Origin of the sequence: Variovorax sp. V15, assembly GCF_041154425.1 — a bacterium.
In the GTDB taxonomy this organism is placed as follows: domain Bacteria; phylum Pseudomonadota; class Gammaproteobacteria; order Burkholderiales; family Burkholderiaceae_C; genus Variovorax; species Variovorax guangxiensis.
In genome coordinates, this window is sequence record NZ_AP028659.1 from 5,138,999 (window position 1) to 5,162,999 (window position 24,001).

Annotated in this window: 24 protein-coding genes; 18 read left to right on the forward strand and 6 right to left on the reverse strand. The window is 69.1% G+C overall.

All coding sequences use genetic code 11. The features are described from left to right. Positions 1-10 precede the first annotated feature (10 nt). Positions 11-550: a hypothetical protein gene (locus tag ACAM57_RS24540; protein ID WP_126022611.1), complete on the reverse strand. Its 540-nt coding sequence runs from the start codon at positions 548-550 to the stop codon at positions 11-13. Positions 551-687: 137 nt separating this feature from the next. Between ACAM57_RS24540 and ACAM57_RS24545 the strand changes: the two genes are divergently transcribed. From ACAM57_RS24545 to ACAM57_RS24555, 3 genes are all read left to right on the forward strand, one after another. After that, a complete protein-coding gene (locus ACAM57_RS24545) occupies positions 688-1,281 on the forward strand; it encodes an RNA polymerase sigma factor (RefSeq protein ID WP_369659283.1) in 594 nt (197 codons plus the stop codon). Positions 1,282-1,327: 46 nt separating this feature from the next. Beyond that, positions 1,328-2,083 carry an anti-sigma factor gene (locus ACAM57_RS24550; protein ID WP_369659284.1) on the forward strand — a complete coding sequence of 252 codons (756 nt, stop codon included), beginning with the start codon at positions 1,328-1,330 and terminating at the stop codon, positions 2,081-2,083. A gap of 102 nt (positions 2,084-2,185) precedes the next feature. Next, positions 2,186-2,944 (forward strand): SGNH/GDSL hydrolase family protein, encoded by a 759-nt coding sequence (locus tag ACAM57_RS24555; RefSeq protein ID WP_126022927.1) that lies wholly within the window; start codon positions 2,186-2,188, stop codon positions 2,942-2,944. A 15-nt stretch (positions 2,945-2,959) separates the two neighbouring features. Here ACAM57_RS24555 and opgC read toward each other — a convergent pair whose 3' ends face one another. Further along, on the reverse strand, positions 2,960-4,102 hold the full coding sequence (opgC, locus tag ACAM57_RS24560) for an OpgC domain-containing protein (RefSeq protein WP_126022608.1): 1,143 nt from the start codon (positions 4,100-4,102) through the stop codon (positions 2,960-2,962). Positions 4,103-4,287: 185 nt separating this feature from the next. Here opgC and ACAM57_RS24565 point away from each other — a divergent pair, with 185 nt between their 5' ends. The 10 genes from ACAM57_RS24565 (at position 4,288) to ACAM57_RS24610 (ending at position 17,716) form a co-directional block, all read left to right on the forward strand. Then, positions 4,288-10,314 carry an alpha-2-macroglobulin gene (locus ACAM57_RS24565; RefSeq protein WP_369659285.1) on the forward strand — a complete coding sequence of 2,009 codons (6,027 nt, stop codon included), beginning with the start codon at positions 4,288-4,290 and terminating at the stop codon, positions 10,312-10,314. Positions 10,315-10,411: 97 nt separating this feature from the next. Next, positions 10,412-11,131 carry a hypothetical protein gene (locus ACAM57_RS24570; protein ID WP_184635453.1) on the forward strand — a complete coding sequence of 240 codons (720 nt, stop codon included), beginning with the start codon at positions 10,412-10,414 and terminating at the stop codon, positions 11,129-11,131. Positions 11,132-11,174: 43 nt separating this feature from the next. Beyond that, entirely contained in the window at positions 11,175-11,579 is a 405-nt protein-coding gene (locus ACAM57_RS24575) for a 2OG-Fe(II) oxygenase (RefSeq protein WP_369659286.1), read from the forward strand. Continuing rightward, the gene (locus ACAM57_RS24580) at positions 11,576-11,929 is read left to right on the forward strand and encodes an NIPSNAP family protein (RefSeq protein WP_126022604.1); all 354 of its coding nucleotides are present in this window, start codon (positions 11,576-11,578) and stop codon (positions 11,927-11,929) included. The genes ACAM57_RS24575 and ACAM57_RS24580 overlap by 4 nt, the downstream gene beginning before the upstream one ends. A 112-nt stretch (positions 11,930-12,041) precedes the next feature. Further along, a complete protein-coding gene (locus tag ACAM57_RS24585) occupies positions 12,042-12,407 on the forward strand; it encodes a nuclear transport factor 2 family protein (protein WP_126022603.1) in 366 nt (121 codons plus the stop codon). A gap of 93 nt (positions 12,408-12,500) precedes the next feature. Continuing rightward, on the forward strand, positions 12,501-13,418 hold the full coding sequence (locus tag ACAM57_RS24590) for a LysR family transcriptional regulator (RefSeq protein WP_369659287.1): 918 nt from the start codon (positions 12,501-12,503) through the stop codon (positions 13,416-13,418). A gap of 144 nt (positions 13,419-13,562) precedes the next feature. Continuing rightward, positions 13,563-14,243, forward strand: coding sequence for a hypothetical protein (locus ACAM57_RS24595; RefSeq protein WP_369659288.1), 681 nt, complete (start codon positions 13,563-13,565; stop codon positions 14,241-14,243). 54 nt (positions 14,244-14,297) lie between these two features. Beyond that, positions 14,298-15,626: an MFS transporter gene (locus ACAM57_RS24600; RefSeq protein ID WP_369659289.1), complete on the forward strand. Its 1,329-nt coding sequence runs from the start codon at positions 14,298-14,300 to the stop codon at positions 15,624-15,626. A gap of 3 nt (positions 15,627-15,629) precedes the next feature. Continuing rightward, entirely contained in the window at positions 15,630-16,367 is a 738-nt protein-coding gene (locus ACAM57_RS24605) for a DUF2848 domain-containing protein (RefSeq protein WP_369659290.1), read from the forward strand. Between the two features lie 2 nt (positions 16,368-16,369). Then, complete coding sequence (locus ACAM57_RS24610; protein WP_369659291.1) at positions 16,370-17,716, forward strand: amidase; 1,347 nt, start codon at positions 16,370-16,372, stop codon at positions 17,714-17,716. 16 nt (positions 17,717-17,732) lie between these two features. On the opposite strand, the gene ACAM57_RS24615 is transcribed toward ACAM57_RS24610, so the two are convergent. From ACAM57_RS24615 to ACAM57_RS24625, 3 genes are read right to left on the reverse strand one after another with little or no spacing between them, the layout of a single operon-like run. Continuing rightward, positions 17,733-18,509, reverse strand: a complete 777-nt coding sequence (locus ACAM57_RS24615) for a S9 family peptidase (RefSeq protein ID WP_126022598.1) — start codon at positions 18,507-18,509, stop codon at positions 17,733-17,735. Next, entirely contained in the window at positions 18,493-19,656 is a 1,164-nt protein-coding gene (locus ACAM57_RS24620) for a DUF3182 family protein (RefSeq protein WP_369659292.1), read from the reverse strand. The genes ACAM57_RS24615 and ACAM57_RS24620 overlap by 17 nt, the downstream gene beginning before the upstream one ends. A 16-nt stretch (positions 19,657-19,672) precedes the next feature. Continuing rightward, positions 19,673-19,939 (reverse strand): hypothetical protein, encoded by a 267-nt coding sequence (locus tag ACAM57_RS24625; RefSeq protein ID WP_369659293.1) that lies wholly within the window; start codon positions 19,937-19,939, stop codon positions 19,673-19,675. Positions 19,940-20,236: 297 nt separating this feature from the next. Between ACAM57_RS24625 and ACAM57_RS24630 the strand changes: the two genes are divergently transcribed. The 5 genes from ACAM57_RS24630 (at position 20,237) to ACAM57_RS24650 (ending at position 23,553) form a co-directional block, all read left to right on the forward strand. Further along, complete coding sequence (locus ACAM57_RS24630; protein ID WP_126022595.1) at positions 20,237-21,301, forward strand: hypothetical protein; 1,065 nt, start codon at positions 20,237-20,239, stop codon at positions 21,299-21,301. Between the two features lie 49 nt (positions 21,302-21,350). Continuing rightward, positions 21,351-21,632: a DUF2277 domain-containing protein gene (locus tag ACAM57_RS24635; RefSeq protein WP_126022594.1), complete on the forward strand. Its 282-nt coding sequence runs from the start codon at positions 21,351-21,353 to the stop codon at positions 21,630-21,632. A 55-nt stretch (positions 21,633-21,687) separates the two neighbouring features. Next, the gene (locus ACAM57_RS24640; protein ID WP_369659294.1) at positions 21,688-22,374 is read left to right on the forward strand and encodes a class I SAM-dependent methyltransferase; all 687 of its coding nucleotides are present in this window, start codon (positions 21,688-21,690) and stop codon (positions 22,372-22,374) included. A 98-nt stretch (positions 22,375-22,472) separates the two neighbouring features. Further along, entirely contained in the window at positions 22,473-22,874 is a 402-nt protein-coding gene (locus tag ACAM57_RS24645; RefSeq protein ID WP_126022592.1) for a GFA family protein, read from the forward strand. A 52-nt stretch (positions 22,875-22,926) separates the two neighbouring features. After that, positions 22,927-23,553: a LysE family translocator gene (locus tag ACAM57_RS24650; protein WP_126022591.1), complete on the forward strand. Its 627-nt coding sequence runs from the start codon at positions 22,927-22,929 to the stop codon at positions 23,551-23,553. 96 nt (positions 23,554-23,649) lie between these two features. Here ACAM57_RS24650 and ACAM57_RS24655 read toward each other — a convergent pair whose 3' ends face one another. Next, positions 23,650-23,856: a hypothetical protein gene (locus ACAM57_RS24655; RefSeq protein WP_019654179.1), complete on the reverse strand. Its 207-nt coding sequence runs from the start codon at positions 23,854-23,856 to the stop codon at positions 23,650-23,652. Positions 23,857-24,001 lie beyond the last annotated feature (145 nt).

Genomic DNA, 24,001 nt, shown 5'->3' on the forward strand with positions numbered 1-24,001 from the left:
TCTTTTCTTCTTACTTGCGGAAGAAATCGCTCTGGCTCATGGCGCCGGCGCCGCCCATGCGCATCACCGTGGCCTCGTCGGCATGAACGAGGCGCATCTGGCCGAGTTCGCGCTCCAGGCGCTGGGTGAAACTGGTCTTGTACTGCAGCAGCGACTCGCCCATCTTCAGCACGCTGGTGCCCTTGACGGTGGCGCTCTTGCGGTCGGGGGCCACCTCGATGCCGTCGATGTTGTACTCGTACTCGATGGTGAGGATGCCGCCCATGCGTTCGCCGACCTTGCTGAAGGTCTCGAAGGCTTCGCGCGTCGCCTGGCAGGCCTCGTCGCGGTTGTGGGAGTGCTCGACCGTCTTGCCCATCATCGTGGTCCTGCTCTCGATGCGGGCCTTGCGGCTGAGCTGCTTGCACAGCGCCTCTGCATCGCGCGAGTAGATGGCGTGGGCCTCCTTCTGGTAGTAGTCGCGCACCATCGGCTCGTCGAGCTTGCGCCCGCCGATAAAGAAGTACCACGCGCCCACGCAGAGCGCGATCACGATCGCAATTTGCTTCATCTTCTCCGTCCGCGCGTGCGCGGTCCCTCGGTTTTTGCGGCGCAGTATACGTTCACAAAATGTTTCCAAAAGACTTCGTTTGGGCGTCGCGCTGAATCCGTCTGCCGGATCGACCCGTACATCGGGCATGCGCACCGATGCTCCACAATCCGCGGATGCCAGCACCCAGCCCCGACGCCGAACTGATGGCGCTGATCGACCGGATCGGCCGTCGCGACGAAGCCGCCCTGCGGCAGCTCTACGACCGGACCGCGCCCCGGCTGATGGGCCTGGCGATGCGCGTGGTGCGGCAGCGCGAATGGGCGGAAGACGTGCTCCAGGAAAGCTTCCTGACCGTCTGGCGCGTGGCCGGCGACTACCGCGCCTCGCTCAGCCCGCCGCTGGCCTGGCTCGGGCTCATCGTGCGCAGCCGGGCGCTCGACCTGCTGCGCCGCCGCGCCGCCGACCGGACCCGGCTCACGCAGGAATTCGACGAGCAGATGGCCGACCAGATCGAGGCCGACACCCCCGGCCCTGCCGAGAACGCCGATGCCAGCGAGCAGGCCTGGGCACTGCACCAGTGCCTGAGCCAGCTGGAGGGCCGCCAGCGCGAGGTGGTGAGCCTGGCCTACCTGCGCGACATGAGCCACGGCGAACTGGCCCGGCAGCTCGAGCTGCCGCTGGGCACGGTCAAGAGCTGGATACGGCGCGGGCTCGAAAAGCTGCGCGTCTGCATGGGACGCTTCGCGTGACAGCGGTGACGACGAAGAAGGCGTTTCAAAAGGCGTTTGTCCCCTCATGAATCTCATCGCACACCCCGAATTGCTGGAGCTGCTGGCGGCGAGCCACGCGCTGGGCACCCTGCGCGGCGGCGCCCGCCGCCGCTTCGAGGCCATGGCGCGCGAGCAGGCGCCGGTGCGCGCCGCGGCGCTGGTCTGGCAGGGCCGGCTCGCGAGCATGACCGAGCTGCAGTCGCCCGTCGTGCCCGACGCGGCCGTGTGGACGCGCATCCGCAACATGATCGACGCCGAGCAGTCCGCGCTCGCGCTGGAACGCCAGCGCGCGGCGGCCAGTGCCGCCGGCGAGCCCCGCCAGGGCGGCTGGCTGCGCAGCCTCGCGCTGTGGCGCGGCGCCGCGGTGGCCGGCGCGCTGGCCACCGTGGTGGCCGTGACGGTCGGGCTGAACCTGCGCGACCAGCTGCAGAACGCGCCCGTGGTGCAGTACGTGGCCGTGCTCAGCGACGACAAGGCCGCCGCCTCGATGCTGGTGACCTTCGATCCGAAGAAGAAGCAGCTCGTGCTGCAGCGCGTGGGCGACTACCGCGAAGGCGACGACAAGTCGCTGCAGCTCTGGGCCCTGCCGCCGGGCGGCGCGCCGCGATCGCTGGGCGTGCTCGGCAACGCGCCGGCCCTGAAGCTGACGGCGTCGGAGTCCGACGTGCAGGCCGTGCCGGCGCTGGCCATTTCGCTCGAGGCCAAGGGCGGCGTGCCTGCGGGCAGCGGGCCGAAGGGGCCGATCCTGTTCAAGGGCGCGCTCATCGAGAAAACCATCTAGCCGGCGGCTGCGACTGTCAACGACCGCCCGGCCTGGGGCGTCGTGGTAGAAAACCCGCCTGCCCCGCCCTCCGCCTCTTTTTTCGTTCTTCCAATGTCTTCGATGAAAACCGCGCTGGCCGCGGTCGCCCTGCTGACCGCCGCGCTTGGAGCGCAAGCCCAGTCCAGCTTCTTCCCCCAGGAGTCCGAAACGGCCGCCGCCGAGGCTGCAGCCGCGCGCGACTACCTGGCCGCCAAGGACCGCTGGCACAACGAACTGGCCGCTTTCGCGCGCGCCGACCAGGAGCGCTTTCCGGCCCCCGGCGGCGTGGTGTTCGTGGGCAGCTCCACGGTGCGCATGTGGACGCGCCTGTCGCAGGATTTCGCGCGCGTGCCCGGCGGGGTGGTCAACCGCGGCTTCGGCGGCTCCACGCTGGCCGACTGCGCCCTCTTCGCGCGCGACCTGGTGGTGCGCTACAAGCCGCGCCAGGTGATGGTCTACGCGGGCGACAACGACTTGGCCGAGGGCCGCACCCCGCTGCAGGTGCTCGACAGCTTCGCGCGCTTCGCCAATGCGGTGCGCGCCGAACTGCCGGACACCCGCATCAGCTTCATCTCGGTCAAGCCCAGCCCCTCGCGCGAGCAGCTGCTGCCGCAGATCCGCGAGACCAACCACGTCGTTTCGGCCTACCTGAACCTGCTGCCGAACAGCGAATTCATCGACATCTACACGCCGATGCTGGGCGCAGACGGGCGCCCGCGCATGGAGCTCTTCCGTGGCGACAGGCTGCACCTCACGGACGAGGGCTACCGGCTCTGGCATTCGGTGATCGCGCCGCACCTGCCGAGCCCTCCGCCGGCGCCGACGGCCGGGCTGCCCTGAGCCGGGCGCTTCCGCTCAGGCCGGCGCGGGCTCCGACGGTACATCGTCCGCCGGCGGCGGAACGTCCGCCCCGCGCGTGAAGCGCGCCACGAAGTACATCCCCGAGAACACCGCCGCCAGCAGCAGGCCGTCGCCCCACCAGGGCCGCGCCGTCTGGCTGTCGCCGTAGAAGGCCAGCACCAGCAGCACCGCGATCAGGTGCGCGCAGAACACCGGCAGCGAGGCCGAGCCCATCGCCTCCAGCCAGCGCAGCCGGGGAATGCGGCGCATCAGCCAGGGCCCAAAGCGCACCGCCAGGACGCCCAGCGCCACCAGGTTCACCAGCCGCAGCGGGCCCAGTTGCCATTTGTCGAACAGCAGGTTCAGCTCCACATCGCCGCCGAACGGCGCCTGTCCGTTGATGCCTGTGTGGCGCCAGTAGAAGCCGTAGAGGGCGATGCCCGCGGCCAGCGCCAGCAGCCACGCCGGAAAGCGCAGCGGCCGGGCACCGGGGTCATTGCGGGTCGCGCCGATGCACAGCCCCGCGAACCACAGGAACTGCCACGCATAGGTATTGAAGGCGCCCATCTCGTGGAAGGGCACCGGCACGCCCAGGTAGCGCACCGCCAGCCCGTAGACCCATTCGCTGATGCCGAACTGCGCCGCCGCCCACACGGTGGCGCTCGCCACCATCACCCAGGTCCAGCCGTGGCGCATGGCGAAGGCCAGCACCCAGGGGCTCATGAGCATGAAAAAGATGTACATCGGCAGGATGTCGAGCAGTGCCGGTTCGTAGATGAGCAGCAGCCCGTAGATGAAGCCCTCGCGCGGCTCCGCCAGGTAGTACGAGACCAGGTTCTTCACCGCCGGCTGGTCGATGTGCAGGCCCACCGCCGTGATCACGGTGAACAAAAACAGCAGGGTCGCCGCCTGCGCCAGGTAGACCTTGAGCACGCGCCGCCAGAAGGCCTGGCGCATCGAGTCGACGCCGCGCACATGGCCGATGCGGCTGTACACCAGGCCGGCGACGAAGGCCGACAGCAGCACGAAGCCTTCGGCGGCCGATACGAAACCGAAGGGCTGGCCCAGCGGATCGGTCAATCGGGTGGGCAGATGGGTGACGGTCATCAGCACGAGCATCAGCCCGCGCAAGGCGTCAATTTCCCAGTAGCGTTTCATCGGTCGGCGGCGAGGTCTTGGTGGCGGTCCGCGCGGCGCACGCACGACGGCCCCGATTGTAAGAAGAGCGGCGTAAAGACCGCCGCACCCGCAACCGGGCCGACGGCCTATGACTGTTGGCACTCCCGAACCGTCGTGCAAATCGGCTACGCTGCGCGCTGCCTCTCAGGTGGAGATATAAAAAAGTGAACCGTTTCCTTCCAACATTGCTCCTGGCCGGCGGCGTTCTCGCGTCCAGCCCGGGCTTTGCCCTCCAGATCGTCAGCCTCTCGCCCCAGGGCGAAGTGGCGCGGGTTCGGCAGGTGGTCGCCAAGTTCGACCAGCCGGCCGTCAACTTCGGCGACCCCAAGGCCCCCGCCCCGCTCGCGGTGAGCTGCAACGACGCGCAGGCCGCCAAGGGCACCGGCCGCTGGACCGACGCCAAGGCCTGGGTCTACGACTTCGAGAACGACTTGCCGCCCGGCGTGCGCTGCACGGTCACCCGCATTCCCACCTTCAAGCCCGCCTCGGGCGAGCTCACCGGCCCCGAGCGCTATCAGTTCAACACCGGCGGCCCCTTCGTGCGCAACTACATGCCGGGCAGCTACAGCCGCATCGACGAGCAGCAGATGTTCATGCTGGAGCTCAACGGCGCGGCCACGCTGGAGAGCGTGCGCCAGAACGTCTGGTGCACGGCCGACGGCGTGGGCGAGCGCATTCCCGTCAAGCTGCTCGATGGCGAGCAGCGTGCCGGCCTGCTCAAGGCCTTCGGCCGCGAGAAGTCGGCCGAGAAAGACCCGCTGCGCTTCATCACGATGCAGTGCAACCGCACGCTCACGCCCGGCGCCAAGGTGCAGGTCGTCTACGGCAAGGGCGTGGCCACGCCCTCGGGTGTGGCCAACAACGTGGAACGCCGCCTCGAATTCCAGGTACGCGAGCCCTTCGCGGCTTCGTTCACCTGCGAGCGCGAGAACGCGCAGGCCGCCTGCCTGCCGCTGCGCCCGATGCAGCTGCAGTTCAACGCGCCCGTCACGCGCAAGCTGGCCTCGCAGATCCAGCTCAAGGGCGACAAGACCATCAAGGCCAAGCTGGACAACGAAGGCGGTTCGCAGAGCGACGACGACGTGGTCAACAGCGTGAGCTTCGAGCCGCCGCTGGCCGAGAGCGCGCAATACAGCATCGAGCTGCCCTCCAAGTTCGAGGACGCCTCGGGCCGCCCGCTGGCCACGCCCGGCAACTTTCCGATGAAGGTGGCGACCGGCGCGATGCCGCCGCTGGCCAAGTTCGCCGCCTCGCCCTTCGGCGTGGTCGAGCGACTGGCCGAGCCGGACACGCCGGCGATGATGCCGGTCACCGTGCGCCGCGTGGAGCCGAAGCTGATGGTGAACGCGCTCACGCCCGGCAAGGTGAGCGACATGAACCCGAAGACCGACGCGGAAATCATCGCGTGGTTCCGCAAGGTGCGCCGCTACGACAACTTCACCGTCTCGCGCGAACAGGCGCGCAAGGACGTGAAGGGCCCGCTGCCCCCGGTCATCGACAAGGACGACCGCACCACGCTGCAGACCCGCATGCTGTCGCTGCTGGCCGGCCAGCCGGGCGTGAAGGCGCTCGACATGCCCAAGGCCGACTCGGGCGATCCGCGCCCCTTCGAAGTCATCGGCATCCCGCTGACGCCGGGCTTCCACGTGCTCGAGATCGCCTCGCAGAAGCTGGGCGAGGCACTGCTCGACGAGCGCTACAACGCCGGGCGCACGATGTACGTGCGCACCACCGCGCTGGCCACCAACCTGGCGGTGCACTTCAAGCTGGGCCGCGAGAACTCGATGGCCTGGGTCACCACGCTGGACAAGGGCAAGGTCGTGGCCGGCGCCGAGGTGCGCGTTTCGAGCTGCGACGGCAAGGCCGTGGCCAGCGGCACCACCGACGCCAACGGCGTGGTCATGCTCAGCGGCGTCTCGCCGCAGGCGCCCTCGTGCAACGGCCCGAACGAATACGACAGCGGCGCATGGTTCGTCAGCGCCCGCGCCAAGGACGAGAAGGGCGTGGAAGACCTCGCCTTCACCTGGAGCGACTGGCAGCGCGGCATCGAGCCCTGGCGCTTCAACGTGCCCACCAGCCTGCAGGCCGAGGCCGACCGCGTCGCCCACACCATCTTCGACCGCACGCTGCTGCGCGCCGGCGAGACGGTGTCGATGAAGAGCCTGATCCGCACGCAGACCAGCAAGGGCTTCGGCCTGCCCGAGAACCGCCCCGACACGCTGGTCATCACCCACGTGGGCAGCGGCCAGCGCTTCACCCAGCCGCTGAACTGGCGCAAGACCGCCACCGGCGGCCTGAGCGCGGAGAACAGCTTCGCCATTCCGCCGGCCGCCAAGCTCGGCGTGTACGAGGTGATGCTGCGCAGCGGCAAGGGCAAGGACGCCAACGGCGAGGGCGAAGGTGAGGACGACGACGGCTACGGCCGCAGCTTCTCCACCGGCAGCTTCCGCGTCGAGGAGTTCCGCCTGCCCGTGCTCGAGGGCCGCATCGCGCCCACGGACAAGAAGCCGCTGGTGGCCGCCACCAGCGTGCCCGCCGACGTGCAGATCAACTACGTCTCCGGCGGCGGCGCAGCCAACCTGCCGGTGCGCGTGTCGGCCATGGTGCGCGGCAAGAGCCTGAGCTTCTCCGACTACGACGCCTTCAGCTTCAACCCGCCGCGCGCCTCGCAGGGCGACGGCAGCGAGGCGGCCACGGCGGTCACCGCCGCGGCCGAGGCCGGCTCGGGCGAGGAAGACCTCAACAGCGTGAACGACACCCGCGTGATCGCCGACAAGCTGCCGCTCACGCTGAACAAGGACGGCGCCGGCAAGGTCACCATCGACAAGGTGCCGAAGGTCAAGGCCGCGCGCGAGTTGCTGCTGGAGGCCACGTACGCCGACCCGAACGGCGAGGTGCAGACCATCCGCAGCACGCAGACGCTGTGGCCGGCCTCCGTCATCGCCGGCATCAAGACCGAGGGCTGGGTCTCCACCGCCCAGAAGCTGAAGTTCCAGGCGCTCGCGCTCGACCTCTCGGGCAAGCCCCAGGCCAACGTCACGCTCAACGTGCGCGCCGTGGCACGCATCACCACCACCAGCCGCAAGCGCATGGTGGGCGGCTTCTACACCTACGACAACAAGACCGAGACCAAGGACATCGGCACCGTCTGCAGCGGCAAGAGCGACGCGCGCGGCCTGCTGCTGTGCGAATCGGAGCTGAAGGAAGCCGGCGAGGTCGAGCTCATCGCCAGCGCCACCGACAGCGAAGGCCGCGACGCCCGGGCCGTGAGCTCGGTCTACGTGACCAAGCAGGGCGAACTCTGGTTCGGCGGCGAGGACAACGACCGGATCGACGTGCTGCCCGAGAAGAAGAGCTACCAGCCCGGCGAGATCGCCAAGTTCCAGGTGCGCAGCCCCTTCCGCTTCGCGACCGCGCTGGTCGCGGTGGAACGCGAGGGCATCATCGAGACGCACGTGGTCAAGCTCGACGGCAAGGACCCGACCGTCACCCTCGAGGTCAAGCCCGAGTGGGGCCCGAACGCCTACGTGAGCGTGCTCGCGCTGCGCGGCCGCCTGCGCGAGGTGCCCTGGTACAGCTTCTTCACCTGGGGCTTCAAGTCGCCGCGCGAGTGGTGGACGGCCTTCTGGTACGAAGGCAAGGAATACGTGGCGCCGACCGCCATGGTCGACCTGAGCAAGCCCGCCTACCGCCTCGGCATGGCTGAGATCCGCGTCGGCACGCGCGCCCACCAGATCGACGTGAGCGTCACCAGCGACAAGCCCAGCTACCCGATTCGCAGCAAGGCGCAGGTCACCATCAGCGCCAAGCTGCCCGACGGCAAGCCGGCCGCCGGCGCCGAAGTGGCGCTCGCGGCGGTCGACCAGGCCCTGCTGGAGCTGATGCCCAACGACAGCTGGAACCTGCTCAACGCGATGCTGCAGCGGCGCAGCTGGGGCGTGAGCACCTCCACCGCGCAGATGGAAATCGTCGGCCGGCGCCACTACGGCCGCAAGGCCGTGCCCGCGGGCGGCGGCGGCGGCAAGGGACAGACGCGCGAACTGCTCGACACCCTGCTGGTGTGGAACCCGAAGGTGGTGCTCGACGCCAACGGCCAGGCCGTGGTGACGGTGCCGCTGAACGACGCGCTCACCACCTTCAAGATCGTGGCCGTGGCCGATTCGGGCACCAACCTGTTCGGCACCGGCCAGGCCAGCATCCAGGCCACGCAAGATTTGCAGATCATCAGCGGCCTGCCGCCGCTGGTGCGCGAGGACGACCAGTTCCGCGCCCAGATCACCCTGCGCAACACCACGCAGAAGCCGATGAAGGTCGAGGCCACGCCGCGCGCCACCCTGCTCACGCTGGAGCCGCAGACGGTCGACATCCCGGCCGGCGAGGCCCGCGAGGTGGCATGGACAGTGACCGCGCCTGCGCAGCTCGGGCAGACGCGCGCCGAAGCCATCCTGTGGGAGATCGAAGCGAAAGACACCCTCGGCGGCGCACGCGATGCGCTGAAGGTGCGCCAGCGCATCGTGCCCTCGGTGCCGCTCACGGTGCAGCAAGGCACGCTGGTGCAGGTCGACGGCCCGTTCACGCTCGACGTGGCGCCGCCGGCCGACGCCCTGCCCGGCCGCGGCGGCCTGAAGCTCTCGCTGCAACCCAAGCTGGCCGAAGGCCTGCCGGGCGTGCGCGACTGGTTCGCCAACTACCCCTTCATCTGCCTGGAGCAAAAGACCAGCAAGTCGGTCGGCCTGCGCGACGCGAAGATGTGGCAGGGCGTGCTGGCGACGCTGCCGACCTATCTCGACAGCGACGGCCTGGCCAACTACTTCCCGCCGCGCGACGGCGAAGCCAACCGCGGCAGCGACATCCTCACCTCGTACCTGCTCGCGGCGACGAATGAAGCCGCCCAGCTGAACCCCGCCTTCGCGCTCGCCGACGACGTGCGCGCGCCGATGGAGTCGGGCCTGATCGCCTTCGTCGAAGGCCGCATCACGCGCGACTTCTGGAGCCCGCGCAAGGACCTCGACGTGCGCAAGCTGGCCGCGCTCGAAGCGCTCTCGCGCTACGGCAAGGCCCGTGGGGCAATGCTCGGCAGCATCACCATCGCGCCGAACCAGTGGCCCACCAGCGCGGTGATCGACTGGCTCAACATCCTCAAGCGCGTGAACGACGTGCCTCAGCGCCAGCAGCGCCTGGACGAGGCCAACAACGTGCTGAAGGCGCGCCTGTCGTACCAGGGCACCAAGCTGATCTTCAGCACCGAGCAGGACGACTACTGGTGGTGGCTGATGACCAACGGCGACGTCAACACCGCCCGCCTGCTGCTCAGCGTGATGGACGACCCCGCCTGGAAGGACGACATCGGCAAGCTCGCCAACGGCTTCATCGGCCGCCAGCAGAACGGCGCCTGGCACACCACCACCGCCAACCTGTGGGGCGGACTGGCGCTGGAGAAATTCAGCAAGGTGTTCGAGAGCACGCCGGTGGCCGGCGTCACCGCCGCCACGCTCGGCGCGGTGAAGGCGCAGGTCGACTGGAGCAAGGTCGAGCGCGTGAAGACCAGCGACGCGACCGGCGCGCCCAACCAGAGCACCTTCTTCGGCGCACCCGCCTCGCCGGGCAACCTGAAGAACAACACGATGTTCCTGCCGTGGGCATCGTCGCCGTCTGGAGCCCCCGTGCGCGACACGCTGCTGGTCACGCAGCAGGGCACCGGCAAGCCGTGGCTCACGCTGCAGTCGATCGCCGCCGTGCAGCTGAAGGCGCCGTTCGCCGCCGGCTACGCCATCAAGAAGACCATCACCCCGGTCGAGCAGGCCACCGCCGGCAAGTACACGCGCGGCGACGTGCTGCGCGTGACGCTGGAGGTGAACGCCAGCGCCGACATGACCTGGGTCGTCATCAGCGACCCGATTCCGGGCGGCGCCACCATCCTCGGCGGCGGCCTGGGCCGCGATTCGCAGATCGCCACCCAGGGCGAGAAGAAGTCGGGCGCCGGCTGGCCGGCCTTCGAGGAACGCAGCTTCGAGGCCTTCCGCAGCTACTACGAGTACCTGCCCAAGGGCGTGGTGAAGATGGAGTACACCGTGCGGCTGAACAACGTCGGCGACTTCGCCCTGCCGCCCAGCCGCGTCGAGGCGATGTACGCGCCCGAGATGTTCGGCGAGGCGCCGAACGCGCGGGTGAAGGTGGAAGCGGCGAAGTAAGCATCGCCAGGTACGGTGGAGTAGCGGCGGCCGGTCATCGCTCCTTCACCGGCCGCCGTCACCATCGCGGCGAACCAACAACCTGGAGGAAAACACCATGGGCCTGGCTGTCTGCGTCGGCATGCTCGCCGAACTGCTCGAGGACGATCCCGAAAGCGCCGAGGGCTTCGAGGAAGAACTGGCCGAAGTCAACCGCGTGCTGGCCGCCGCGGGGCTGCCCCCGCACACCGAACCGCGCGGTCCCCTCGAACTCGACTCGCGCGCCTCGATCGACGGTTTTCCCTATTCCTTCATCCACTACCTGCGCCGCGCGTACGCCCACCGCGTGCTGGCGCCCGACTGGGTCGCCACGCCGCTGGCTGACGACGTCGATCCCACTGCCGATCCGAAGATCCAGGCGCTGCTGGACGGCTCGGAAAGCCATCTGCTGTGCCACTCCGATGCCGAAGGCTTCTACGTTCCCATCGACTTCCAGGAAGTGCTGTTCGACGGTGACGGCAGCGACGAGGATGAAGAAGAAGACGACGCACAGGAAGAAGCGGACGAGGCCGAAGGCGACGCGGACCTCGAAGAACTGAGCGGCCTGCCCGGCGGCATGCTCGGCTCCTCCCAGCGCCTGCTCGAGGAACTCGTGTTCGTCGCTCCCGCCCTGGGCATCCGCCTCGAGAACGGCAAGCTCTCCGACGAGGAAGCCGAACGCATCGATGCACTCATCGACGACGACAACGGCCTGTACCGCGAATACGTGTCCTGGCTGCTGCTGTACGAATCGGCGCGGCTGAGCATCGAGCACAGGACGGCGATCGTTTTCTGCTGAATCGCCAGAGAATGCGCGGCATGGAGGCTCCACGACTTCACTCATGAGCTTTGCCACCACACTGCGCAGCTACTTCTCCCTGGCCTTCCGCTGGCAGCGCGGCCGCCAGGGCACGGGCTACGACAAGATGCTGCTGCTCACGGCGCGCTGGCCGCTGCCGTTCGACAGCTACCTCATCCGCTACCCCGAGGGCTCGGAGATTCCGCCGCACACCGACCCGGTGCAGGCCGGGCGGCACTACCGGCTGAACGTCGTGCTGAAATCGCCGCGCTCGGGTGGCGAGTTCGTGTGCGCCACGCCGATCTTCGCGACGCGGCGCATCAAGCTGTTCCGCCCCGATGCCTGCGAGCACAGCGTGACGCGGGTGGTGGGCGGCAGCCGCTATGTGTTGTCGCTCGGCTGGGTGTTGCCGGGCAGGTCCGACGCTGGAGAAAGGCCGCCGCCATGAAGCAGATGCTGCTGGAGATCCGAACCTACCGGCTCAAGCCCGGCACCCTCGATGCCTTCCACCAGGCCATGCACGAACGCGCCGTGCCGATGCTGCGCGGCAAGGGCATGGACGTGGTCGCCTACGGCAGGTCGGACCACGAGGAGGAGACCTACCACCTGGTGCGAGCCTATGCCGACCGCGCAGCGCTCGAAGCCGGGCAGGCCGCGTTCTACGGCTCCCCGGAATGGCGCGAGGGCCCGCGCGGCGCGCTGGTGGACCGCATCGAGACCTACCTGAACACCTTGCTGTGGGCCTCGCCCGAAGCAGTAGACAGCATGCGCGCGCTCAACGGCCCCGCTTCCTCCTGAGAAAGAAAAGCCGGCGAAAGACAGCCACCGCAGGCCTAAACTGCGCCCCCCGGTCTTCGTTCGTTCATTCATTCGCTCGCTCGTTCCCTCTCAACGTTCGCAGGAGAAACCCATGAACACCAAGGAAATCGCCGACAAGCTCGTGGCGCTGTGCAAGGACGGAAATTTCGAAGGCGCCCAGGTGCTCTATGCGCCCGAGGCCGTGAGCGTCGAGGCCAGCGCCCCGCCCGGCCAGGCGCGCGAGGCGGTCGGCCTTGCGGCCATTAGGGCCAAGGGCGAGTGGTGGACCGCCAATCATGAAGTGCACTCCATGCAGGTTGCCGGCCCGTGGCCGCACGACGACCGCTTCATCGTCGGGTTCCGCTTCGACGTGACGATGAAGGCCAACGGCCACCGCTTCACCATGGAGGAAATGGCGCTCTACACCGTCAAGGACGGGAAGATCGTGCGGGAAGAGTTCTTCTACGACGCCGGCTAGCAAGCGGCTGCTCCCGCCAATGCCGGTACGGGTCCGGCGGACGGCAAGTTCTCGTGCAGGCGCGACGCGGGCAGAATGCCCGCAGGTGCCCCCATGAACACAAGATTTGTAGAAGCCTTCCTCTGGGCCGCGCGGCTGGGCAGCTTCCGCGCGGCGAGCGACCGGCTCCACATCACGCAGGCGGCGGTGTCCAACCGCGTCGCCTCCCTCGAAGAAGACATCGGCGCACGCCTGTTCGAACGCGACGCGCGCGAGCTGCGGCTCACGCCCGTGGGCGTGCGGCTGATGGACTACGGCGAACGCCTGCTCGAGCTGCGCCGCGAGATCGTCTCGCTCGGCCGGCCGCGCGAAGACATCCTGGGGCTGGTGCGCATCGGCGCCATCGAAACCGTGGTCCACACCTGGCTGCTGGGCTTTCTCACCAACCTGCGCTCCACCTACCCGGGCATCGAGGTGCAGCTCACCTCCGAGACCACGCTGGCGCTGCACCGCGGCCTGCGCGAGGGCGCGCTCGACATCGCGCTGCAGACCGACCACATCGCCGGCGCGGGCATCGTGAGCACGCCCTGCCTGCCGATGCCCATGGGCTGGGTGGGCCCGCCCGGCGCCGAGCCCGTGCAGACGGTCGAGCAGCTGCTGCGACAACCCGTACTCACGATGAGCCCCGGCTCGCAGCCGCACGAGGCGCTGAAGAACCTGTTCCGCGCGGCGGGCATTCCGCTGGGCAAGGTGCATTGCGTGAGTTCGATCTCGGCGCTGGCGCGGCTGGTGAAGGCGGGCTTCGGCAACGCGCTGGTGCCGCTGCCGCCCTGCTATGAATATGTGGCGGCCGGCGACGTGAAGATCATCGAGTGCGACGCGCTCATCTCGCCGCAGCGCATCGTGGTGAGCCACCTGGAAGCCGCCGACTCCGACGCCATCCGGCTCGTGGCCGAACTGGCCTGCCGGGCCTCCGACCAGTTCACGACATCGGCTGTCGCACCAACCTGGAGCACGGCTTCAGAGGGTTAACCCTCGGTTTGGCGCATTTCGGCCCCGAAAAGGGGCCAGTAATTCTTGTGGCTGTCGCCCAGAAAAACTCGTTTGTGACAGCCCGACCCTGCGACGGAAGATCGCGCCTTCATTTTTCGAAGGCCCGCCTCTTCTTCCGCCGCCATGAACACACCTGACTCCTCTTCCTCCGCAACAGCAGTGAACGGCCTGCTGTTCGTCGCTTCCGGCGTCGACCCCGCCGACGAGGCCGACTTCAACCGCTGGTACGACCGGGAGCACGTGGAAGAGCGTGTGCGCATTCCCGGCTTTCTCTCGGGCGCGCGCTACTTCTCGCTCGAGGGCGGCCGCAAGTACCTGGGGCTTTACCGCACCGAGTCGCTGGCGGTGTTCGGCTCGCCCGGCTACCGCGGCGCGTTCGAGAAGCAGACGCCGTGGTCCGTCGCCAATCTCGACCGCATGCGCCAGCCGATGCGCCGCGTGTGCGCGGTGCGCGCCGTTACCGGCTTCGGCAGCGGCAGCCACGTGGCCGTGCTTCCGCTCGTGGCCGCCGCCGATGCCGAGGCGCAAGTGGCGCACGCCGCCGGCATCGGCGCGCAACTGCGCAAGGAGCAGGCAGGCTTCGTGCAGTCGTACCTGCTCGTGCCCGACGCCGCGCTCAGCACGCCGCTGCCGCGCGAATCCACCGAAGGCCGCGTGCTGCAGCCGCTGCTGGTGATCGAGACCAGCAGCGAAGCCGCCGCCCGCGCGGCGCGCGCCACGGCCGCCGCCGCATTCGACGCCGATCCCGCCGGCGGCTGGCTGCTCGCGCTCGGCTGGAAGCTGACAGCGGCCGAGCTGGCCTGACGCGGCGGCCATCCGCCCCCTCTCACCTCATCTCTCACCGAACAAAGGCATCCGATGACCGAACATGTTCTTCCCGCCGCGGGCTCCGCGGCACCCGGGCAGGCCGCCCCTGCCTCCGCCAAGATGGGCCGGCTGGCCATGGCCAGCTCCATCGGCACCACGCTGGAGTGGTACGACTTCACCGTCTACAACATCATGGCGGCGCTGGTCTTCAACGCGGTGTTCTTCCCCTCGTTCGACCCGCTCACCGGCACCATCCTCGCGTTCTCGACCTACGCGGTCGGCTACATTTCGCGCCCGCTGGGCGGCGTGGTGTTCGGCCACCTCGGCGACCGGCTGGGCCGGCGCTTCGTGCTGGTGGCCACGCTGGTCATCATGGGCGTCTCCACCGGCCTGATGGGCCTGCTGCCCACCTACGCGAGCTGGGGCATCTGGGCACCCGTCGCGCTGGTGGCACTGCGCTTCGTGCAGGGCGTGGCGCTCGGCGGCGAATGGGCCGGCGCGGTGCTGCTGTCGATGGAGCACGGCAAGCCCGACGAGCGCGGCCGCAACGCCTCGTTCACGCAGGTGGGCCCCTCGTGCGGCACGCTGATCGGCACCGGCTTCATCGCCGCCGTGTCGGCCTGGCTGAGCCCGGAAGACTTCCAGAACTGGGGCTGGCGCATTCCCTTCATCTCCAGCGTGGCGCTGGTGCTGTTCGGCCTGTGGCTGCGCCGCGGCGTGGACGAAACGCCCGTCTTCCGCGAGATGGAGGAGAAGAAGGCCACCGCCAAGACGCCGATCAAGGAAGTGCTGACGCAGCACTGGCGCCGCCTGCTGGTGGCCGGCGGCTCGCGCATCGGCTCCGACGTGCTGTATGCGCTGGTGGTGGTGTTCACGCTGACCTACGTGACCACCGTGCTGCACCTGTCGCGTCCGCTGGCGCTCACCGCCACGATGATTGGCGCGGCCGGCAACGCCATTGCCGTGCCGTGGTTCGGCAGCCTGTCGGACCGCATCGGCCGCCGCCCGGTCTACATCGCCGGCGCGCTGCTGGGCATGGTCTGGGCCTTCGTGTTCTTCGTGCTGATGGACAGCGCGCACCCGGTCGCGATCTGCGCTGCTGTGGTGGTGGGCCTGCTGATCCACGCGATGATGTACGGCCCGCAGGCCGCCTTCGTCACCGAGCAGTTCCCCGGCCGCGTGCGCTATGCCGGCGCTTCGCTGGCGTACACGCTGGCGGGCATCCTGGGCGGCGGCTTCGCGCCGCTGATCATCGCGAGCCTGTTCAAGTCGTGGGGCAGCACGGTGGCCGTGTCGTTCTATGTGGTGGCCGCGCTGGGCGTGACGCTGATCGCCCTGCTGGTTGCGCGCGAAACCGCCAAGCGCCCGCTGGAGAGCTGATCGATGACGACGACGAACAACATGAATTCACGATTGCGCTTCGCCTGCGAAAGCATCGCCGAGGACGGCACGCGCTCCACCTCCTTGCACCTGGTCGCGCCGCGCGCGCTGGTGGTGGCGGGCTGGACCGGGCGCGACATCGCCGCCATCGAACACCACATCGAGGAACTGGCCGAACTCGGCGTGCCGCGCCCTTCGAGCGTGCCGCTGTACTACCGCGTGGCGGCCCAGTTGCTGACGCAATCGAGCGCCATCGAGGCGCTGGGCGACCGGAGCTCCGGCGAGGCCGAGCCGGTGCTGTTCTTCTCGCAAGGCGAGTGGTGGCTGAGTGTGGCCTCGGACCACACCGACCGGCAGGTCGAGAGCTACTCGGTGGCCGTGTCGAAGCAGATGTGCGCCAAGCCCGTGGCCGAGACCGCATGGCGCTGGCGCGACGTGCAGGCGCACCAGGACACGCTGGAGCTTCGCTCGCGCATCCTGGAGGACGGCCGCTGGGTCGACTACCAGCGCGGCACGCTCGCATCGATCCGCCCGCTGGCCGGCCTGCGCGACGGCATGCCCGGCGCAGGCTCCGCGCCCGAGGGCCTTTTCATGACCTGCGGCACGCTGGGCGCATTGCCCAATGCCAAGGGCGAAGGCATCCGGCCCGCGACGCAGATGGAGATCGAGCTGCACGATGCGAAGCTGCAGCGCCGCATCGTGCATCGCTATGCGGTGGAAGCACTGCCGGTGGTGGCGTGACGATGACGATGAAGAACGGCAACACCATCGCGGCGCTGCGCGGGCGCATCGCGCGCGGCGAGTTCTCGCACGAGGCGCTGATCGACGAAGTGCTCGAAGCGGCCGGACAGCCTGCCGCGCAGCATGTCTTCACCCGCCTGTACGCCGACGCGGCCCGCGCCGCCGCGCGCCATGCCGATGCGGCGCGCAAGGCCGGCATCGAGACGGCACCGCTCGCCGGCCTGCCCGTGTCGGTGAAGGACCTCTACGACGTGGCCGGCGAAACCACCATGGCGGGCTCCGCCGTCTGCGAAGGCGAGGCACCCGCGGCGCACGACGCGACCGCCGTGGCGCGGCTGCGTGCACAGGGCGCAGCCATCGTCGGCAAGACCAACATGACGGAGTTCGCCTTCTCGGGCGTGGGCATCAACCCGCACTACGGCACGCCGCGCAATCCGGTCGACACGCAGACGGCGCGCATTCCGGGCGGCTCGTCGTCCGGCGCGGCGGTGTCGGTGGCGCTCGGGCTCGCGGTGGCGGGGCTGGGCTCGGACACGGGCGGCTCCATCCGCATTCCCGCCGCGCTGTGCGGGCTGGTCGGCTTCAAGAGCACGCAGTCGCGCGTGCCGCGCACGGGCGCCTTCGAACTGGCGCGCTCGCTCGACACGGTATGCGCCATGGCGCGCAGCGTGGAAGACTGCCTTGTCGCCGATGCCGCCATCGCCGACGTGCCGCTCGCGGTGCGCCGCCGTCCGCTGCAGGGCATGCGCCTGGCCGTGCCGCGCACGCTGGTGTTCGACGACATCGAACCCGCCGTGGCGCGCGCCTTCGACCGCGCGCTGCAGGCGCTCTCGGCCGCGGGCGCGCAGGTCGTGGACATCACGCTGGCGGAACTGGCCGAGATCGCCAGCGTCAACGCGCCCGGCGGCTTCTCGCCGGTGGAAGCCGCCGCCGTGCACCGCGAGCGCTTCGCCGCGAAGCGCGACGGATTCGACGCGCGCGTGGCCGCCCGCATCGCGCTGGGCACCGAGGTGCGCGCCGCCGACTACATCGCCATGCAGGACCGCCGCCGCGACTGGATCGGACGCGTCGAGCGCGCCATCGAAGGCTTCGACGCGCTCGTGTGCCCGACCGTGCCCATCGTCGCGCCGCCTATCGAGGCGCTGGCGGAAGACGCCGCCTTCTTCAGGGCCAACGGCCTGCTGCTGCGCAACACCTTCGCGATCAACCTGCTCGACGGCTGCGCTTTCAGCCTGCCCTGCCATGCGCCGGGCGATCTGCCGGTGGGCCTGATGCTGGCCTCGGTACGCGGCGACGACGCACGGCTGGCGGCGGTGGCGCTGGCGGCCGAGGCCGCGCTGCAGCGGTGAACGGTGGGCGGCGGCCTCAGGCCGTTGCGGTGGTCACCGGCTTCGTGAGGGTGGCCGTCGCCTTGGCGCCGAGCGTCATCTCGGTGATCCACGACACCAGCAGCGCACCGTAGGCCTGGCGCCACTCCTGCTTCGAGAGCGCGTGGTCCGCGTCGGAGAGCACGCGGTAGGTCACCGACTTCACGCGCTTGAAGGCGCCGAGGTAGTTCTCGACCACCGGGTGCGGCACGATCTGGTCGTGCTCCGATTCGACGATGAGCACGTCGCCGGCGAAGTCCGCGCAGGCCGCGAGCGCGCGGTTGTCCTTGGGCCCGACCAGCGATCGGCGGTAGGCGACCAGGTCGGAGCGGCTGAGCTGCCCCTTGGGGGTGTCCCACTCGCCGTCGCGGTAGAGCGCGGGCGCGCGCAACGCCAGCCAGCGCACCGGCCGCATGGCGCTGACCAGCGCCGCCAGGTAGCCGCCGTAGCTGCTGCCGACGATGGCGACGGCCGCCGGATCGACCGCCGGGTGGCCGACCAGCGCGTCGTAGGCCGCGAGCACGTCGCGCAGGTTGTCCTCGCGCGTCACCTCCATGCGTTGCGCGGCGTGGCGCGCGTGGCCGCGCAGGTCGAAGGTCAGGCACACGCAGCCAAGTGCGGCCAGTTCGTGCGCGCGCCTGGCGTACTGCTCCTGGCTGCCGTCCCAGCCATGCACCAGCAGCACCCCCGGCACGGTCGTCGAGGCCGCGAACAGCGTGCCCTCGATATGCTGGCCGTCGACCGGAATGTCGATGGTGCTATGGCGCGTCGGCATGGCGGTCTCCAGGCAGGATCGTGTACTTCGCGAGCGGGCCGACGCGGCTGTCCGTCCCCTGGTAGGCCACGATGGCATCGGCGGGCACGAGCACCGAGGGGCCGTAGACCTCGAAGCACGAGGCGCGCACCTCGCGCCGCCCGGGGTCGGCATGCAGCGCTTCGAGCCCTGCGATCTCGGCGCCGGTGGCGCCGCCCACGCGCCACGACTGCTCCAGCACGCCCGAGCGCCATTCGCCTCTGCCGTCGACGCCCTGCGCCACGTCGTAGTTCACGCGCGAGGCGAAGAAGCCGGGGTAGCAGTCGATCACCGCCTGGTGATAGCGGCGCGCCTGCTCGATGGCGCGGCGCAGCGAGGGCGACGCGACGCCGGCGATCAGCGCGTCGAAGTCGCCGCGCACCATCACCAGATCGGAGCCGCCGTAGACCTCCTCGCCGGCGTTGTCGCCGGTGGTGCGCTGCACGCCGCAGTAGCTGACGATCATGCCGGCCACCAGCAGCTGCCCGACGCTCCAGGTGACGGGGTCTTCCAGGTTCGCTTCGAGAACGAGGCCGCTTCGCGCGAGGCCGGCCTGGTCCATCTCGGCGATGCAGCTGCCGAGCGCCTCGGTGCGCTCGACGACGATCTGCCCGCGTCCGCCGGTAGCCGTCACCGGCTTGAGGCGCACGGGCCCCGCATCGAGCATCGCGCGCCCTGCCCTCAGCGCCTCGCCGGCCGAGAAGCACGAGAAGCCCGGCAGGACTGCGTCGCCGACCTCGCGGGCGAAGCGCGTCGACCAGCCGTCCGGTCTCGCGGCACTGTTCTCGTCGATCAGCGGGTGGCTGATGACCTTGGTGGCGACGAAGGCATGCGGCACCACACCGCCGAACAGGTCGTCCACCCCGGCGATGCCCATGGCGTGCACCCGGGCCGGGTCGGAAAGGGTATCGCTGGGCACGAAATAGTGCCGCGATCCCGAGGGCGCCGGGGAGACGTACTCCCCTTCGAAAGCGCAGCCGATCAGCACCGCCAGCCGCCGCCCGTAGTTGGCGCGGGTGGCATGCTCGTGCTCGGTGCAGTAGCCGCGCGGGTCCACGTCGAGCGTGACGACGCTGCACGGGCCGGGCACTGTGCCCGCCGCCCTGGCTTCGGAAGAAAGCGCTTGCACGGCGGTGTGCCTGACTTCAGCCCTTGCCGGCCTTCGCCTTCTCTTCGACGTCCTTCTTCTTTTCCGAGGACGGCAGCTTCACCTTGGTCACGGTGACGGACACCGGATCGCTGGCCGGAAAGGACTCTTCCACACCGCTGTCCAGCGCTTCCTCGCTGGCAGGCTGCTCGGTGGGCCTAGCCTTCTCGACCTTGCCCTGCTCAGGGTTGCCGGATGTGGGAAAGTGGAATTTCCCCGGCGATTTCCCTTCTTTCTCTTCTGGCTGTTGCTGCTTCGAAGTCATGGATGGCCTCCTGGCTTGTTCACCGCCCCATGTTGTGCGAGCGCAACCCGCGGTTGGTGGGAGGGAGGTGCGGATGCGTGTGGGAACAGTCCGGCGCGGAGCCGTCGGTGGGCTTCGTCGGCTTTCGCGCGGCTCATGTCCTCGATCGTGCAGGCCGCGCTCGCCCCCTCCTCCCCGGCGCGCGGCGACGGTGCGCCGCCCTACCTGTTCTCGGGGATCGACGGCCCTGCACCGCGGGTGCTATCTTGCCGCCCGCCCAAGCCGGGCAGCCGATGACTCAACACCAGGGGACGGACCATGCCGACGCTCGATCAGGTGCTGCAACAGGCCTTGTGGAAAGACAAGACGATCGCTCGGGAAACCTTGCTGCGCGCCGGAGCCGACGTGGACACGGTACCGACCGCGGACGAAGTCGAGCAGTACAGCCGCCGCCTGCTGAGAAACGGGCGCTGGGTTCCCAGTGCCGAGGCTGCTGCCGCGCTGGACCTCGTGATCGGCGCGCGCCCCGACCCGCAGAACCAGCCGCACAGCTACCAGGGCGGTTTCCTGCGCGGAAACGCCGCGCTCCCCTGGCGGCATTTTTCGCGCGAGCGGATCGCGCTGCAACTGATCGTGCGGATCGCGGACTACAGGTACATCGAGCAGCAGCACCATTCGCTGTGCGGCCCGGTCACGTTCATGCACGACATCGCGAAGCGAACCCCTCAGGCCTACGCGGCCTACGTGATCGGCCTGGCGGAAAACCGCCGCGGCCCCCTCGGGCAGATGACCGTGAAGGTCAAGTCGGGCTCCTCGCTGCTGGGCAAGCGCATCAACAGCGCCCCCGGCTCGCCGAGGATCTGCGAGGCCGACTACATCGCGCTGGCCAGCCTGCGCGACGGCAGCAACATCCTGGCCTACCGCTCGCCCTTCACTCACACGATGCTCGAAGGCGCGACCTCGCCGGCCGACATGGTCCGGTGGATGCGCGACACCGGCTACCAGCATGTGGAGGACCACAGTCACATGGGCAGCTGGCGCCTGCGTGGCCTGCTCATCAAGGCGCACCGTACCAGCGTCGGCCAAAACACCGTGGGCCCGCACCTGAACCAGATGCGCCACAAGCGCAACGCTGGCCACACCGTCATGATGTGTGCCGCGGGCAGCCTGGCCAACATGGCGCTGGGCCGCAGCCTGCGCGACGACATGACGATGCGCGTATTCGGCGGCCACTTCATGCTGGTGAATTCCGTCGATGTGACGGCCAACGGCGCCATCTTCGACCTCGTCACCTGGGGCCGCGACAGCAGCGAGAACCGGATCGAGATTCCATGGAGCAAGCTCGCGAGCTGGTACGGCGGCTTCGTCAGCGGGCTCCCCTGAATTCCGGCCGCTAGACTGGCGCCACCTCGCCATCGAACGGAGAGCGCCCATGTGCCGCAGCATCAAGACCCTCTACAACTTCGAGCCGCCCGCCACAGAGCAGGAGATCCGTGCCGCCGCGCTGCAGTTCGTGCGCAAGCTCAGTGGCTTCAACGTGCCCTCCAAGGCCAACGAGGCGGCATTCAATCGCGCGGTCGATGAAGTGGCCGCCACGGCGGCGCGGCTGATCGATTCGCTTGTCACCACGGCCGAACCGCGCGACCGTGCTGTGGAGGCGGAACGCGCCAGGGCCCGCTCGGCGATGCGCTTCGGCAGCGGCTCCACCGCCTGATCGTGCCTTGCCCCCTGTGGCCGATGGCTGCGCGCCCGCATGCCATCATCTTCGGATGAGCAACACACCCCATAGCGCCTTCAGCACCTCGGACGCAGTCGCCAAATACGCCGAGGGCCCGAAGCGCAACGTGCCCGGATACAGCGGGCTCCTGCCGATGACGCGCATCCTTCTCGAGGAACACGTGCCCAGCGATGGCCGGGTGCTCGTGGTCGGCGCGGGCGGCGGCCTGGAAGTGGAAGACCTTGCGCAGGCCAACCCGGAATGGATCCTCGACGGGGTCGATCCGAGTGGCCCGATGCTTGAACTCGCATCACAGAGGCTGGGCCCGCTGATGTCGCGCGTGGCGCTGCACGAAGGCTATGTGCAGGACGCGCCCGCCGGCCCCTTCGACGGCGCGACCTGCCTGCTGACCTTCCACTTCGTGCCGACGGACCAGCGGCTGCCGACGGCCCGCGAGATCCATCGCCGGTTGAAGCCGGGCGCCCCGTTCGTCGCAGCGCATCTCAGCGTGGAAGACGGCGAAGGCGAACGCGACCTCTGGATGTCGCGCTACGCGGCCTTCCTCGTCTCCTCGGGCTCCGATCCGCGCCAGGCGGCCGCGGCGCGGGAGAAAGTCCAGAAGGAACTGTCGATCCTCTCGCCCTCGCAGGACGAGGCCGTGCTGCGCGAAGCGGGGTTCAAGGACATCCGCCTCTTCTTCACGGGCTTCACGTTCCGGGGCTGGGTCGCCCGCGCCTGAGCCGGTGGCGGGAGGGCCGCGCCCATGACCACAGCGCAGCGCCGCCGCCCGGCCTTTGATATGGTGCTTGCCAGCACCACCATGCGAAGTCCGAGCACATGAAAAAGACCTACACAGGCGGCTGCCATTGCGGCGCCGTGAGATTCGAGGCCGACATCGACCTCGGCCTCGGCACGCTGCGCTGCAACTGCTCGATCTGCACCCAAACCCGCTTCTGGCCCGCCATCGTCGCGACCGATGCCTTCCGGTTGATCGAAGGCGAATCCGAACTCAGCGAGCAGATGCTCGACACCCGCAACAGCCACTACATCGTCTGCAGGCATTGCGGCGTGCGGGCCTTCGGTGTGGGCCATTCGCCCGCCACCGGCGAGAGCGCCTACGGCGTGAACGTGACCTGCCTGGACGACGTGGATCTCGACGACCTCGCCAGCTCGCCCATCAGCTACGTGGACGGGCACCGTGGCACCTGGCACGCCGCGCGCGCGGCCATCGGCATCTGACGAAGACAATCGCTTCCCGCAACAACAACCCGCCACTACTGGAGACAGGCACATGTCCATCGAACTCTGGCTCGCCTTCGTCGCGGCCTCCGCCCTCATGCTGGTCATTCCCGGGCCCACCATCCTCACGGTGATCAGCTATTCGATGTCGCACGGGCGGCGCGCCAACCTGCCGCTGGTGGCGGCCGTGGCGCTGGGCGATTCCACCGCGCTGGTGGTGTCGCTGCTCGGGCTGGGCGCGCTGCTGGCCACCTCGGCCTTCTGGTTCACGGTGGTGAAGTGGGTGGGCGGGCTGTACCTGCTGTATCTGGGCATCAGGCTGCTGCGCGCGGGCATCACCTCCGCCGAGATCGCCACGCCGGCCGCGCCCGCCTCGCGCCTGCGCCTGTTCGCCAACACCTACCTGGTGACCGCGCTGAACCCCAAGGGCATCGTGTTCTTCGTGGCCTTCCTGCCCCAGTTCATCAACCCGGCCGCCGACGTGACGCGCCAGCTGTGGGTGCTGGCCATCACCTTCGTGGTGCTGGCCGCGACCAATGCCACGCTCTACGCGGTGTTCGCGGGATCGGCACGCAGGCTGCTGTCGTCGCCGCGTGCGCAGCGGCGCTTCAACCTCGCGGGCGGCTCGCTGCTGGGCGCGGCGGGCATCTGGGCGCTGATGGCGCGCCGGCCGGGCTGAGCGGGCAGCCCTTCTGAACGCAAAAGCAACTCAAAAGAAAAGGCCGCGAAGCACGGAGCTTCGCGGCCTTTTCTTCATTTGTCGCAGCGCTGTGGATCAGTTGCGGTACGGGTTGTTGGGATTGCGGTCGTAGCGGTTCGGAACGCCGTCACCGTCGCGGTCACGGTCGTAGCGGTTGGGCACGCCGTCGCGGTCACGGTCGCCGTAGTGCGGGCGCGGCGGCGGCGGGCGGTCGTAGGGTGCGACCACGCAGCCCGCGAGGATGGCCGATGCGGCCAGAAGGATCGCCAATGTCTTCGTCATGCGAGTTCTCCTTGGAGTGTTTGTGAAACCGGGGTTCGCCTCCTGCGAGCCGGTAGTGCATTGAAGGCCACGTCGGTACGCGCCGGGTTTCCGCATTGAAGCCCTCGCGTGAAGTTCGTTACGGGATGTGGCACCCGGCATTTAC

Excerpts from the sequence above, each read along its gene's own strand:
- ACAM57_RS24540 (WP_126022611.1), bottom strand. The coding sequence starts at position 550 with ATGAAGCAAATTGCGATCGTGATCGCGCTCTGCGTGGGCGCGTGGTAC.
- ACAM57_RS24545 (WP_369659283.1), top strand. The coding sequence starts at position 688 with ATGCTCCACAATCCGCGGATGCCAGCACCCAGCCCCGACGCCGAACTG.
- ACAM57_RS24550 (WP_369659284.1), top strand. The coding sequence starts at position 1,328 with ATGAATCTCATCGCACACCCCGAATTGCTGGAGCTGCTGGCGGCGAGC.
- ACAM57_RS24555 (WP_126022927.1), top strand. The coding sequence starts at position 2,186 with ATGAAAACCGCGCTGGCCGCGGTCGCCCTGCTGACCGCCGCGCTTGGA.
- opgC (WP_126022608.1), bottom strand. The coding sequence starts at position 4,102 with ATGAAACGCTACTGGGAAATTGACGCCTTGCGCGGGCTGATGCTCGTG.
- ACAM57_RS24570 (WP_184635453.1), top strand. The coding sequence starts at position 10,412 with ATGGGCCTGGCTGTCTGCGTCGGCATGCTCGCCGAACTGCTCGAGGAC.
- ACAM57_RS24575 (WP_369659286.1), top strand. The coding sequence starts at position 11,175 with ATGAGCTTTGCCACCACACTGCGCAGCTACTTCTCCCTGGCCTTCCGC.
- ACAM57_RS24580 (WP_126022604.1), top strand. The coding sequence starts at position 11,576 with ATGAAGCAGATGCTGCTGGAGATCCGAACCTACCGGCTCAAGCCCGGC.
- ACAM57_RS24585 (WP_126022603.1), top strand. The coding sequence starts at position 12,042 with ATGAACACCAAGGAAATCGCCGACAAGCTCGTGGCGCTGTGCAAGGAC.
- ACAM57_RS24590 (WP_369659287.1), top strand. The coding sequence starts at position 12,501 with ATGAACACAAGATTTGTAGAAGCCTTCCTCTGGGCCGCGCGGCTGGGC.
- ACAM57_RS24595 (WP_369659288.1), top strand. The coding sequence starts at position 13,563 with ATGAACACACCTGACTCCTCTTCCTCCGCAACAGCAGTGAACGGCCTG.
- ACAM57_RS24600 (WP_369659289.1), top strand. The coding sequence starts at position 14,298 with ATGACCGAACATGTTCTTCCCGCCGCGGGCTCCGCGGCACCCGGGCAG.
- ACAM57_RS24605 (WP_369659290.1), top strand. The coding sequence starts at position 15,630 with ATGACGACGACGAACAACATGAATTCACGATTGCGCTTCGCCTGCGAA.
- ACAM57_RS24610 (WP_369659291.1), top strand. The coding sequence starts at position 16,370 with ATGACGATGAAGAACGGCAACACCATCGCGGCGCTGCGCGGGCGCATC.
- ACAM57_RS24615 (WP_126022598.1), bottom strand. The coding sequence starts at position 18,509 with ATGCCGACGCGCCATAGCACCATCGACATTCCGGTCGACGGCCAGCAT.
- ACAM57_RS24625 (WP_369659293.1), bottom strand. The coding sequence starts at position 19,939 with ATGACTTCGAAGCAGCAACAGCCAGAAGAGAAAGAAGGGAAATCGCCG.
- ACAM57_RS24630 (WP_126022595.1), top strand. The coding sequence starts at position 20,237 with ATGCCGACGCTCGATCAGGTGCTGCAACAGGCCTTGTGGAAAGACAAG.
- ACAM57_RS24635 (WP_126022594.1), top strand. The coding sequence starts at position 21,351 with ATGTGCCGCAGCATCAAGACCCTCTACAACTTCGAGCCGCCCGCCACA.
- ACAM57_RS24640 (WP_369659294.1), top strand. The coding sequence starts at position 21,688 with ATGAGCAACACACCCCATAGCGCCTTCAGCACCTCGGACGCAGTCGCC.
- ACAM57_RS24645 (WP_126022592.1), top strand. The coding sequence starts at position 22,473 with ATGAAAAAGACCTACACAGGCGGCTGCCATTGCGGCGCCGTGAGATTC.
- ACAM57_RS24650 (WP_126022591.1), top strand. The coding sequence starts at position 22,927 with ATGTCCATCGAACTCTGGCTCGCCTTCGTCGCGGCCTCCGCCCTCATG.
- ACAM57_RS24655 (WP_019654179.1), bottom strand. The coding sequence starts at position 23,856 with ATGACGAAGACATTGGCGATCCTTCTGGCCGCATCGGCCATCCTCGCG.